The 12,651-nt window shown below is 67.2% G+C and carries 11 protein-coding genes; 4 read left to right on the top strand and 7 right to left on the bottom strand.

Annotated elements, in window-relative coordinates:
• Positions 1-31 precede the first annotated feature (31 nt).
• The 3 genes from VJ109_RS06365 to VJ109_RS06355 form a co-directional block, all read right to left on the bottom strand.
• Entirely contained in the window at positions 32-1,231 is a 1,200-nt protein-coding gene (locus tag VJ109_RS06365; protein ID WP_324759914.1) for a hypothetical protein, read from the bottom strand.
• A gap of 116 nt (positions 1,232-1,347) precedes the next feature.
• The gene (locus VJ109_RS06360; RefSeq protein WP_324759913.1) at positions 1,348-2,670 is read right to left on the bottom strand and encodes a hypothetical protein; all 1,323 of its coding nucleotides are present in this window, start codon (positions 2,668-2,670) and stop codon (positions 1,348-1,350) included.
• Positions 2,667-4,622: a LamG domain-containing protein gene (locus tag VJ109_RS06355; RefSeq protein WP_324759911.1), complete on the bottom strand. Its 1,956-nt coding sequence runs from the start codon at positions 4,620-4,622 to the stop codon at positions 2,667-2,669. The genes VJ109_RS06360 and VJ109_RS06355 overlap by 4 nt, the downstream gene beginning before the upstream one ends.
• Positions 4,623-4,900: 278 nt before the next feature.
• On the opposite strand from VJ109_RS06355, the gene VJ109_RS06350 reads away from it, so the two are divergent.
• A complete protein-coding gene (locus VJ109_RS06350) occupies positions 4,901-6,328 on the top strand; it encodes a PQQ-dependent sugar dehydrogenase (RefSeq protein WP_324759910.1) in 1,428 nt (475 codons plus the stop codon).
• Here VJ109_RS06350 and VJ109_RS06345 read toward each other — a convergent pair whose 3' ends face one another.
• Together VJ109_RS06345 and VJ109_RS06340 are read right to left on the bottom strand one after the other, a co-directional pair.
• Entirely contained in the window at positions 6,329-7,252 is a 924-nt protein-coding gene (locus tag VJ109_RS06345) for an NAD-dependent epimerase/dehydratase family protein (RefSeq protein WP_324759908.1), read from the bottom strand.
• Complete coding sequence (locus tag VJ109_RS06340) at positions 7,249-8,247, bottom strand: Gfo/Idh/MocA family protein (RefSeq protein WP_324759907.1); 999 nt, start codon at positions 8,245-8,247, stop codon at positions 7,249-7,251. The genes VJ109_RS06345 and VJ109_RS06340 overlap by 4 nt, the downstream gene beginning before the upstream one ends.
• Before the next feature lie 103 nt (positions 8,248-8,350).
• Here VJ109_RS06340 and VJ109_RS06335 point away from each other — a divergent pair, with 103 nt between their 5' ends.
• Both VJ109_RS06335 and VJ109_RS06330 read left to right on the top strand, forming a co-directional pair.
• Complete coding sequence (locus tag VJ109_RS06335; RefSeq protein WP_324759906.1) at positions 8,351-9,409, top strand: GNAT family N-acetyltransferase; 1,059 nt, start codon at positions 8,351-8,353, stop codon at positions 9,407-9,409.
• Positions 9,410-9,453: 44 nt separating this feature from the next.
• Entirely contained in the window at positions 9,454-10,377 is a 924-nt protein-coding gene (locus VJ109_RS06330) for a hypothetical protein (RefSeq protein WP_324759905.1), read from the top strand.
• 31 nt (positions 10,378-10,408) lie between these two features.
• Here the strand turns inward: VJ109_RS06330 and VJ109_RS06325 are convergent, their stop codons facing one another.
• Positions 10,409-11,341, bottom strand: coding sequence for a M48 family metallopeptidase (locus VJ109_RS06325; protein WP_324759904.1), 933 nt, complete (start codon positions 11,339-11,341; stop codon positions 10,409-10,411).
• A gap of 263 nt (positions 11,342-11,604) precedes the next feature.
• Between VJ109_RS06325 and VJ109_RS06320 the strand changes: the two genes are divergently transcribed.
• A complete protein-coding gene (locus VJ109_RS06320) occupies positions 11,605-11,931 on the top strand; it encodes a NifU family protein (protein WP_276179261.1) in 327 nt (108 codons plus the stop codon).
• Positions 11,932-11,999: 68 nt separating this feature from the next.
• Here VJ109_RS06320 and VJ109_RS06315 read toward each other — a convergent pair whose 3' ends face one another.
• Positions 12,000-12,380 carry a metal-dependent transcriptional regulator gene (locus VJ109_RS06315; RefSeq protein WP_324759903.1) on the bottom strand — a complete coding sequence of 127 codons (381 nt, stop codon included), beginning with the start codon at positions 12,378-12,380 and terminating at the stop codon, positions 12,000-12,002.
• Between the last annotated feature and the right edge of the window lie 271 nt (positions 12,381-12,651).

Below are 12,651 nucleotides of genomic sequence, written 5' to 3'. Positions count from 1 at the left end.
CAGAACGCTTAGCCTTTCCGGCGTCCGCCGGTCACAGCCCCGTCCCGGCGTCGCCCAGTGCCCTGAGTCCGCCGGTGGTGTCCGAATCGTGTGTGACGGTGACATCCCCGGCCGTCCCGAAATAAAAACACGGCCGAGCACTGTCTCCGGGCGCAGCCAGTTCGACGACGCCGCGGGTCAGCGTGGGTGAATCGCCAGCGGGGTCGTACGGCCCGAGGAACTTCTGTGCCGGGTCGGCCCCGACGACCTCGTCGCCCGAGAGACGGTAGGCGAACTCGGCGGTCCCGGTGACGTGTTTGACCGTCCCGATACGGGCCGGCCGGCCACCGCTCAGGTCGACGATGGCGGTCGGGACGGTCTCGGCTTCGTGGGGCTCCCAGTGGACGTGATCGACCTGGAGGTTGGCGTCACCGGTCTGCTTGACGGCGGTTCCGGCGGTCCCGCCCATCGTGAGATACTCGATCCGCTGGCTGCCACCGCGAGAGAAAAACACCGTCGAGTCGGTCCCGCTGTACCCCGATCGGGGGTAGATAGCGAGGGTCCCGAACCAGTTGGACGGGCCGTAGTAGGAGCCGAAGTCGAAGAGGCCGTCCTCGCTGCCGGCGTCACAGTCGTAGACAGTCAACTGCCGGTGGCGGCACTGGAAGGGGCCGACGCCCTGGTCGACGCGGTACACCGAGTTGTTCCAGCCCCACAACAACAGGTGGCCGACGATCAACTCCTGGGTGTCGCCCTCGCGGTGGTGGATGGCGGCGCCGGAGTCGGCGTCCAGCCCCGGTCCGTTGAGCGCGAACTGGTCCAGGAGTACGCGATCGATACCGTCCGGATCGGCGAAGACCAGCCCGTCGGTCTCGGGCGTCGTGATGTCCAGTTCGGATACGTCGGGGCCGAACCCGACGATCGAGGTGTTCGACCGGAGTCGGATCGGTCCCTCGTCCCGGACCCGCCCCGGCGGGAGACAGATCGTCCCGCCAGCCGCACCGAGAGAATCGATGGCATCCCCGACCGGCGTCGTCGTCTCCGCGGGATCGACGAGGGTCGGCTCGTCGGCGTCGGCATTCAGGACGACTACTGTCCCCGACAGCAACGCGGTCGTGATGTCGTCGGTGCCGCCACCGAGTCCGACACAACCTGCTACCGCAGCTAGCCCGACGGTGCCGGCCCCGAGGAGGTAGTCCCGCCGTGAGGGGCCAGGCTCTCCGGTTCCGTCCCCTGTCGGGTCGCTCGTCATAGCGGCCGTTGCGTGGCCACCGTCATAGCCTCACCGACTCTGCCGACGACTGGGAGCCACTCCCGGGCCGGCCGGTGACCCGGCTTCGGGACTACCGGGCCGGCTGGCGAGTCGGGTTAGAACCCCGTCCCAGCGGTCCCGAGCGCCCGGAACCCGCCGGTGCTTCCCTGGCTGTGCGTGACGGCCACGTCGTCTGGCGATCCCTGGTACAACGAGGGCGCCGCGGGGTCGGTCGGGTGGGCGAGGTTGACGATAGTCTCGCCCAGCGAGGCCTCCTGGCCGAGTTCGATGTACGGCCCCAGGATCTTCCTGTTGGGTGCGTTCCCGAGGTAGGAGTCGTAGTCCAGTTCGTAGACGTAGTCCGGCGCACCGGTGACGTGTTTGACCGTATCGATGGTCGCCGTGCCGTGGCCCCGAAGACGGACGATCGCCGGCGACTCGGCGACCTGGCCGACCGGTTCGTAGTGGACGTTGCCGAACTCGATGACGCTGTCCCAGGTCTGGTCGATGGCGTAGCCGGTCGACCCGCCCATCGTGAGGTAGTCGACGGACTGGGTCCCGCCCCGGGAGTAAAATACGGTCGAGTTCTCGCCGCTCGAATCCGGGATGGGATAGACGGCGATGGTCCCGAACCAGTTGGCCGGGCCGTAGTACGACCGGAACTCGAAGAGGCCGTCCTCGGCACCGGCGTCACAGTCGTAGACGATCATCTGTTCGTGGCGGCACTGGAAGGGGCCGACGCCCTGGTCGACGCGGTACACCGAGTTGTTCCAGCCCCAGAACAGCAACCGCCCGACACGGAGGTTCATCGTGTCCCGGTTGGTGTGGTGGATGGCGACGCCGGTCGGATCGGTCCCGCCCGGCCCGTTCAGCGCGAACGCGCCGAGGCTGACATCGGCCGTCCCGCTGTCGCGGTCGAACACGATCCCGTCGGCCGTCTGCTCGGTGATATCGAGTTCCGTCACCTCGACCCCGAAGCCGGTCATCGTGGTGTTCTCGTAGGGGCGGATGTTCCCAGGGGTCGAGATCCGGCCCGGCGGGAGGCGGATCTCGCCCCCGTCGTTGGCCCCCAGGATGTCGTAGGCGTCCTGGATCGGCGTGTTCGTCCCCGACGGCGTGACGACTTCCGGCGACGAGAGATCCCGGGCGAGGACGACGATGTTCCCGGCGATCAGTTCCGCCTCGATATCGGTCCCGCCGCTGGCACCGCCGCTGTCGATCGTTCCGAGTTGGACCCAGGTCCCGCCGTCGCCGATGTAGACCGCGCCGGTGTCGGTCGCCAGGAACTTCGCCCCCGACTTGGCGGCGTAGTTCGAGCGGGCGTCGTCGGTATCGCGGATCTCGACGTCGGTGTCGATGCGTTCGAAGTTTCTATTCAACGGTTCGTGCCAGTCCAGCGTCCCCGCTGACGGCGTCTCGTATTGGTGGTTGTCTGTCATTGGTCTGGATCGATCCCGCCGTAGCCGTAGTCCCCGTAGCCGCGTTCGCCGAACTCGTCGTTCGGGATCGGTGTCGGAGTCGCTGTCTCGGTGGGAGTCGGTGTGGGGGTTGGCGTTGGTGTTGCGGTCGGTGTCGGAGTTGGCGTTGGTGTTGCCGTCGGAGTCGGTGTGGGTGTCGGCGCTGCCGTCTCACCCTCGACGACCGATTGCACCTGAGTCGGTGTCAGCGCCTCGTCGTAGAGTCGAAGGTCGTCGATGCGTCCGTCCATGGCGTAGTAGGAGGCGTACCCGTTGTCCCCGCGGCCGACGGTCAGCGAGCGCGAGGAGTGGACGACCGACCCCGCCTGGCTGGCGTCGCGATCGATCTCCTCGCCGTCGAGGTACAACACCAGGTCGGTCCCGTCCCAGGTGAGACAGACGTGGTGCCATTGGCCGTCGTGGGTCGCGTAGCCCCAGGGGTTGACCGTCGCGTGGCCGCTCTCGACGCGGACGGCCGCCCGCAGGCTGTTGTTCGTCTGCACGTCGAGGCTGTAGCCGGGCTTTTCGAACCGTGGAACCCCCTTCTGGACGATCGTCTGGCTCGTCTTCCCGCTGGTGGTCCGGTACCACGCAGCGACGGAGAGTTCGGCCGGACGCAGCGTCGACGCGTCGGCTATCTCGACGTAGTTGCCGTCACTGGCGCCGAAATCGATCGCCGACGAACCGACCGTCCCGTCGACGGCCAGGTCGGGTGTTCCCTGGAGCGTTCCGTCGTTACCACCGACGTCGTCGGCCACGACCGAGCCATCCGTCTCCTCGAACCGCCAGTGGGCGACCGGCGACGGGAGCGTAGGGGTCACCGTCTCGGTCGGTGTCGGCGTTGGGGTTGGGGTCGGTGTGGGAGTTGGTGTCGGCGTTGGGGTTGGGGTCGCCGTGGGAGTTGGTGTCGGCGTTGGGGTTGGGGTCGCCGTGGGAGTTGGGGTTGGTGTCGCTGTGGGAGTCGGCGTCGGAGTTGGCGTTGGCGTCGGAGTTGGCGTTGGTGTCGCCGTGGGAGTTGGCGTCGGAGTCGGCGTCGGGGTTGGTGTCGCTGTTGCTGTCGGCGTTTCCGACACTCCCTCGTACAGCCCGCCCACATCGCTGGCAGAGAGTGCCCGGTTGTACACCCGAACGTCGTCGATCCCGCCGTCCATGGCGTAGTAGGAGGTGTAGCCGTTGTCCCCACGGCCGATGAACAGCGAGCGGTCGGAGCCGACGACGGCACCCGACTGCGAGCTGTCCCGAGCGACCTCCTGGCCGTCCAGATAACAGATCAGGACCGCGCCGTCCCAGGTGAGACAGACGTGGTGCCACTGGCCGTCGTGGGTCGCGTAGCCCCAGGGGTTGACCGTGGCCTGACCGCTCTCGACGCCGACGTGAGCGCGGATGCTGTTGTCGGTCTGGACCTCGACGGCGTAGCCGGTGTCACCGAACCGAGCGTCGGCTTTCTGGACGATCGTCTGGCCGGTCTTCTCGCTGGTGGTCCGGTACCATCCGGCGACGGAGAGTTCGGCCGGGCGAAGGACCGACGCGTCGGCCACTTCGACGTAGGTGTCGTCACCGGTCCCGAAAGAGTACGCTGTCGAGTCGTAGACGCCGTCGATACCCTGGACCGGCGTCCCGCGGAGTGCGCCGTCGTTGCCGCCGACTGCGTCGGTCGCGGTCGCGCCCGTCCCGTCGAGGGGCCAGTGTGCGACTAACCCGTCCTCGGGGCCGACTACTGCCGGCGCGACGACGGTGTCGATCATCGACACCGGCACGTCCAACGGAACGCCGCCGTAGCCCAGTCGCGCCGTCGTCGGGTCACCGCTCCCGAGACAGCCCGCGACCGACGGCAACGCCGTCGCACTCAGTCCCGTCAACTTGAGGACCGTCCGCCGTGACAGTTCGGAACGGTCCGTGTCTTCGCCGTCTGGTGGTGGTTCGCCGCCCATCATGGTCTCTGTTCGCTAGCAGCAAATATGACCCTTTCTGCCGAATTATCATCACGAATACCGGAATTACCGCTCTATTCCACCACGTACCTCGATATATCGGTCGAAATCGTGTCCCAGTATCACGGACGATAGACAGCGATAGCCGAAACGCAGCCGAAGGATAACCGACGAACCGGCGCTCACATCGGGTAGCACACCTGTCGAACACCGTTCTGCGGGGCCGACCGCGTCGCCACGGGAGAAAAAACGATTAACTGCCCACCCGCCGTCCAGGACCTATGGACACCCCCGACGATAGCTCCACCTCTCCCGATTCGTCGCGGTCCCGCCGCTCGTTTCTGGTGTCGCTGGGCGCTGTCGGCCTCACTAGTGCCGTCGCCGGCTGTTCGTTCGACCGTCGCAACCGCGTCGACCCCGGCGACGAGACGCCAACCGAGCAGCCGACGGAGACGCCGACGGCCCCGCCGACGACCGTCGACGAGCCGGACCCGTACTTCGATCCCGGGCCGACGGTGGCCGTCGAGACGGTCGCGACCGGCTTGGTCTCCCCGAGTTCGATGGCGACCGCGGACGACGGGACCGACAGGCGGTTCATCGTCGACCAGGCAGGACAGGTCCACGTCCACGGTCCCGACGGACTGGCATCCGAGCCCTTTCTGGACCTGACCGACCGACTCGTCGCCGTCGGTCAGGGTCTCCCGAACTGGGTCGCCTACGACGAGCGCGGGCTGCTCGGGCTGGCCTTTCACCCCGAGTTCGCACAGAACCGCCGGTTGTACGTCCGGTACAGCGTGCCGGCCGACGACGACGAACTCGACCACCGGGAGCGACTCTCCGAGTTCACCGCGACCGCCGACGGAACCGCCGTCGACCGCTCGACCGAGCGAATCCTGCTGGACTTGCCGTGGCACCGCCCGATCCACCAGGCGGGGACGCTGGAGTTCGGCCCCGATGGCTACCTCTACGCGGCGCTTGGCGACGGGCTGAACCCGTTCAACGGACAGGATGTCACGAACAACTTCAAGGGAAGTGTTCTCCGGATCGACGTCGACAGCCGGACCGACGACAAGCCCTACGGCATCCCCCCGGACAACCCGCTCGTCGGGAGCGACGGGCTGGACGAACACTACGCCTGGGGGCTTCGCAACCCTTGGAAGATGGCGTTCAGCGGTGACCGCCTTATCGTCGGCGACGTGGGCCAGGCGACCTGGGAGGAAATCAACGTCGTCCGGAAGGGCGCGAACTACGGCTGGCCGCTCAGAGAGGGGTTTCACTGTCACGACCCCCAACTGGGGACCAGTTCCGACGGCGAGTGTGTCACCCAGTCCGACCGCGGTGAACCGCTCGTCGACCCCGTCCTGGAGTTCCCCCACTTCACCGAAGACGGTGACGCGGTCGGCTTCGCGGTCATCGGCGGTCACGTCCACACCGGCCCTATCGACGCCATCCGGGACGAGTACCTCTTCGGGGCCTTCACCCGGTCGTTCACCGAGCCAGCGGGCCGGTTGCTCGTGGCGACGCCCCAGTCGTCCGGCCGCTGGCCGGTCCGTGAGGTTCAGTTCGCCGACCGCGAGGAACTGGGGATTCAGGTGCTCTCGCTCGGTGTCGACGGCGACGAGAGCTACGTGCTGGGGACGACGGCATCGCTCTCCGAACAACCACTGACGAAACAGCAGGGCGTCGTCTATCGGCTGACGCCGGCCTGACTACAACAGGCCGACCGACTCGTACCAGTCGACGGTCTCGGTCAGGGCCGACTGCCAGGAGCGCTGGCGGACCGGTGCTTGTTCGGTGAGTTCAGGCCGAACTGTCCCGAAATCGCCCCGTTCGAGGAACCCTTCGCCGGGCACCGGCGAGACGCCGACGCGGTAGAGCACGTCTAGCGTCGGTTTGATGACCCACCGAGTGAGACCGAACGGGACATCGACGACCCGACAGCCCCCGGGCGCGTGGCGGGCGATCGTCCCGAGCACCTGCCCGTTGGTGAGGTTCGGTCCCGTCACGAGATGGCGCCCGTCCGCGCCCGCCGAGAGACAGTGCTGGATGCTGCCGACGACGTCGTCGACGTGGACGATGTTGTACTTGTCGTAGGTGTACAGCGGCGGCACCAGCACCCGATTGGACGCGATCGGGCGCACCAGATCGTAGCGGGCCAGCCGGTAGTCCAGCGGGCCGAAGATGTACGTCGGGTACAGCACCGAGACGTCGAAGGGGTGGTCCCGCCGAAACAGTAGCTCTTCCGCGGCGACCTTCGACTGCTGGTACGTCGAGTTCGGGTCGCTTGGCACCTCGGGATGGGCACCGATCGTGCTGAGGAACACGACCCGCTCGACGCCGTGTTCGGCCGCCGCCGCGACCAGCCGCTCGGTCCCGCCGACGTTGGTGGACTGCATCTCGGTCTCGGCGTAGGTCGCGGCCCCCAGGTGGACGACGGCCTCGGGTTCGGTGGCCGCGACGGCCGCGCCCAGCGAATCGTCGGTGAGGGTCCCCTCGACGACTGTCACGCCGTCGGGAATCCGGGCCGTCGAGGCCGCGGGCCGGACGAGCGCGGCAACGTCCTCCTCGTCGGCCATCTCGGTCAGGAGGTTCAGGCCGATAAAGCCCGTCGCGCCGGTGACGAGCACCGTCATCGCTGCACCCCCGCCCGCTCGTAGGCCGTATCGAGTATCTCGGCGATCGCGACCCCGCGGTCGACCGGGGCGGCCGTGTCGGTGTCGCCCGCGACAGCGTGGTCGGCGAAGTCGTGGATGCGGGCGGTGTGTGGGTCCTCGGCCCCGGCCGGGTAGAGGTCGGCGACACCGACATCGACGATCGGGAGGTTCCCGTGTTCAAAGGCCAGTGGACGGCCGTGGACCTCGCCGGACAGCCGGTCGGGCGTGATCTCCAGCCAGCCCTCGGTGCCGACGACGAGGAAGCGAGAGACGCCGTCGGTCTGTGTCCAGGTCGCCGAGAATTCGGCGGGGACGCCGGCAAACGACAGCGACAGCCGGGCGGCGTCTTCGACCGGCCGGTCCCGGAGGTGACGGACGCTCGCGTCGGTCACGGTCGGCGCGCTCTCGAAGAGGTCGAGGACCACGTCGAGTGTATGCGGGAAGAGATCCCGGGCGACGCCACCGCCCGAGACGGACGGGTTGTAGTACCACCCCTGTCCGGGCGCTGCCGAGTGGTTCGCGACGGACACCTCGACGAGGTCGCCAAGCAACGCGTTCGACAGGAGTTCCAGCGCCCGCTGATAGTTCTCGTAGTACCGGTTGAGGTAGCCGACCTGCGTGACGACGCCGCGGTCGTGAGCGGCGTCACGCATCCGGACCGCGCTCTCGGCGTCGATCGTTAGGGGTTTCTCACAGAGGACGTGACAGCCGGCCTCGACCGCCGACAGGAAGATCGATTCGTGGGTCGCCGGCGGCGTACAGATCGACACCACGTCCAGTTCAGTCTCGGCGAGCATCGTCGTCACGTCCGGGTAGCCCGGCAGCGAGAACTCCTCGGCGGCCGCGTCGCGTCGCTCGTCGTCGCGTTCGGCGACGGCGACGACCCGGGTCCGGGGGTGGCTCTCGAAGGCGGGGATGTGGTAGTCGGTCGCCATCCAGCCGGCGCCGACCACACCGACAGCCAGTGTCGTCATGCCCGTTCTGTCGACAGCCCCGAAGATAAACCCACGGTAGCGAGGCAGTGTCACGGCTGACTCCGGGATAGAGTTACGAGCCATGGCCGCGAAGCGATCCGTGATGACCGAACTCACGACCTCGGTCCACCGGTCGATCACCGAGGTCAAACAGGGGGAGTGGAACGCGATCGTCGCCCAGCAGTCCCGTACCGGGAGCGTCTTCGAACGCTACGAGTGGCTGTTGGCCTACGAGCGGGGAACCGACGCCGTCGGCCACCACGTCCAGGTCCGCAAGAACGGGACGCTCGTCGGGGTCCATCCCTCGTTCGTCCGCTCGCTGCCGGGGACGCCGGTTCGGTTCCTCGGCCCGGCGATGCCCGGTTCGAACGGCGCACTCATCGCCACCGACGAGGCCGCCGTCTTCGACGCGATCGCCGACGGGATGGCCGCCGGGACCGGCGGGCGGACCATCGGCCACCTGCTCAAGCCGGCCTCTCCCCGATCGCTCCGATACGCGACCCGGCTCCAGGCGCGAGGGTACGTCCCTTCGGTTCGCGACTGTCAGTTCGAACTCGACATCGACAGGGACTGGGACGCGGTCGCGGCCGATCTGGCCCAGAAGAAACGCCGGAACCTCCGGAAGGCCGACGAGATGGGCGTCACGGCTGCCGAGGTCCCCGTCACCGACGCGTCCATCCGAACCTTCGCCCGGAATCACGAGACACATATGGAACGGATCGGCGGTCAGGGGACGACGCCGTCGTTCCTCCAGGCGCTCCTGTCGACGATCGGCGACCGGATCAAACTGTTCTCGGCCCAGGTCGACGGGGAGTCCGCGGGCCAACTGCTCGCCGTGGTTGGGCAGGAACGGGACTGTCTGTACCTCCTCTTTCCGGCCTACGACGCCGACCTGTTCCGGTACTACCCTTCGGAAGTCCTCTACCGGGGTGCCATCCAGTGGGGCATCGACGAGGGACTCACCACCTGCAACTACGGCGACACCCATCCCGACATCGACGACGGGACCTATACGTTCAAATCCGACTTCGGCGGCGAACCGGTCGCGACGGTCCGCTGGGAACGGATCGGCTCGCGGGCGGGGAAGCTCCTCTATCTCCTCGGCGGCGACCGCATCGTCGACAGAATCAGGCGGCCGATCGCCCGCCTGGTCGGCGCCTGACCCACTCGCCACCGTTTTCACGGGCTGGTCCGAACGGCACCACGATGAGTCAGATCCCGCACCACTGTCGCGTCGAGACGGCGCTCCCGGCCGCCACGGACGACTACTTCGCGGCCGAGCGGGAGACGCTCGACGCGTATCTGGATCTGGTCCCCGGTAGCGTCGACCATGCCGGTGACGCCGCTGTCGGGCCGATCGACGCCCTCCCTTGGCTGTACGTCGCGGACCTGACCGGCTGGCGCGGGGCGACGCTCGCTCGGCTGCTGGCTGCACAGCGGGATTGTCCGTGCTACCAACTCTCCGCGATGGCCCGCGACGCGGTCCCGACGCTGTGGGAGGTCCTCCGGGCCAGCGCCGACGGGCCGGTCGTCGTCCATCTGGAACTGCGCGGTGACTCCGGACAGGTTCCCGGGACGCTCCGGGAGGCCCTCCGTCGTGGGTTCCGACAGCCCGAGCGGCAGGTCCCCGACGGACGCGACCCCGTCGTCGGCGAGGCGGCGAACACCATCGTCGTGTTCACCGACACCCGGCCCTCGAAACGGCTCGCGTCGCCGCTGCCGGCCGCGACGACCCCGTACACCGGCGCCGTCCTCTCGTATGCGCCCCGACGGAGTATGCTCCCCGAACAGCCCGACGGGACGACCTACCTGGCCGAGCCGCCGGCGATCCACGAGCGGGAGGCGAAACTGGAGTCGTTCCTGCTGGCGACGATCCCTGACACCCCCGACAGCGAGCAGTTCGTCGGTGCGGCCGTCGACGCGCTGTCGATCACCCACTCGGTGATCGGCAAGCGGGACCTGCTGTTCGACGTGTCGCCGCGGCTCGCGCTGAAGTACGGCCGTCACCTGGAGACGCTGTCGCTGTCGGCCGCGCTCGATCGGTTCCGGGCAGACATCCTCGGGCAGGTCCCCCAGAGTCCGGGCAGCACCGACCTCCGTGAGACGCTGGCGGATCTGCTTCGGGAGTAGCGACCGGTGGTCGCTTGCGGGGGCTGTTCGTCTACCGGGGCCTGGACTGCCGGTGTCGGGCCTGCTCGCGCAACCGTTCGATCCGCTCGTCCATCGGCGGGTGCGTCGACAGCAGCCGGGACAGCTCGTTTTCGTCGTCGCCGTGGACGTACAACGGCGTCAGCGGCCCCAAGTCGGGGTTCGCGGCCCGCTCGATCTTCCGGAGCGCGCGGGCCAGCGCCAGCGGATCGCCGGTCACCTCGACAGCCCGGTCGTCGGCAGCCCACTCGCGGTGCCGGGAGTAGGCGAGGACGAGCAGCGTCACCGCGATTCCCAGCAGGCCGACGAGGTACAGCGCGGTCCGCTGGGTCCGGGCGAACCACGAGCGCGACCAGCTCTCCGGGACACCCCTGAGCAGCGCCAGCGCCTGAGCGATACCCCCGGTCAGGACGACGACTGGTAAGACGACGAGACTCACCAGCCCGACGAGACTACGGGTGAGGCTGTAGGCCAGCGTCTGGACGAGCGCGTCGCGACTCTCCAGATGTGCGAGTTCGTGTGCGAGCAGCCCTTCGAGCTCCGCACCGGAAAGGTAGCCAAAGAGCCGCCGGTCGACGACGATCGCGGCACCCGCCCCGCCGACGGCGAAGGCGTTGGGGGCCGGGAGCCGGGCGATCAGTACCTGTGGGCGACCGACATCCATCACTGAGAGCAGTCGATCCAGCCGCCGGTAGACGCTCGGCGCGCGTGCGGGCGGCAACTCGACGGCGTCGAGCGAGCGCTTGAGCTGTGTGGTCCCGGCCCAGTAACTCACCAGCCCGAAGACCACCGCGGTCCCGACGACGGCCACCGCCGCGACCGCCGGTGACGGCCGCAGGTTCCAGAGTACAGCCAGTAGCCGGTAGCCGAGCCACGCCGCCAGGAGGTAGACGACGAGCGTGGAGAGCCCAACGACGGACAACACGAGACGGCGACCCACGCTCATATCGGTCGTTCGATCCGGACTGTGGAAACCGCTTCGGTGGGTGTGGGTCGCTGCTGACACTGCCTCCCAGGGGCGGGGTCCGATCACCGGCACGATGTCGACTGTCTGCGTGGCCAGATTTAGGCCATACGAAAAGTAACAGATTCGGTAGAGTAGAAGTTGTTAGTATGGCCTAAAATCGTCTTAGAGCGTCCAAAAAACCAGTATTTAGGACATCCTAATCAATCAGTTTTATTATAATTGGGTCAGAAGTATCGATCGTCATGAGCGCAGAAGGACTCGAACGACAGACCCGGAACTACCTCAGTAACAACGTGCCACAGATCCAGCAACACGGCGGCTCCTTCGAAGTGCGGGACGTTGACGAAGCGGCCGGGACCGCAACGGTCGCGATCGGTGGTGCCTGTTCGGGCTGTGGCATCGCACCGATGACGATGAAGGCGATCAAACAGCGGCTTCCCGAGAGCGTCGACGGGCTGGAAGACGTCGAGGTCGTCCGTGCGGGCGGACCGCGTGCCGCCGTGATGCCGTCGAAGACCGACGAGATGGAAGGGATGGACGAGTACGAGGACTACAGTCCACCCTTCTGAGTTGGAGACGTCTCGACTGACCCGCGACGACGGACTCGGTCACGCCGTTCTCGATTCTGCTGTCCGGGCTACTTGCCCTCTCGGTCGTCGAGTTCGTCCTGGAGGAGCGCCGTCGCCAACTGCTCGCTTACGACCGTGCTGACATCGTTGGCGAGTCGCATCGCTTTCAGCTCGTGTTGTTCCAGGTCCAGCGCGTCACGGAAGAACCACGACAGCGTCACGTACGTCTCGTGAAGCTCTGCGGCCCGTTCCCATCCGTCCTCGGTGAGCGTCGCGCCCTCGTAGGGCTCGTACGTGACGAGGCTATCTCCGGCCAACCGCTGGAACGTCTCCGAGGTTGTCGCTCCTGATCGACCGAGCATCTCCGCGACGGTTCCCGACGAGATCGGTGGTTCGTCCCGGTGTTGGGCGATGTAGAGCGCGAGCAGATACTGCGGTGCCTGTGTCATCAGTTGTCGACTGCGTGTTGCGGTGTCGTTGCGCTGCCCATACTTTTAGGCCTACCTAATAAATTAAAACGGTTCTGGTTTTAGACAACCCGGCCGGTCGGCCGAACGGACCAGCCGCCGACGGATGGCTGTTGGCGGGCGATCGAGCGTTCTCTATCGCGGTTATCGGTTTACAGTGGGGTCTGGTGATCGGGACAGCCCGAACGAGAACCCACGGGAACGGCCGCTCTACTGGGGCTGTAACGGAATTTTCGGTCCAGTTCGCTCGCGC

Origin of the sequence: Haloarcula montana (genome assembly GCF_035666295.1) — an archaeon.
Classification (GTDB): Archaea; Halobacteriota; Halobacteria; order Halobacteriales; family Haloarculaceae; genus Haloarcula; species Haloarcula montana.
This window is presented reverse-complemented; position numbering and strand designations above follow the sequence as displayed.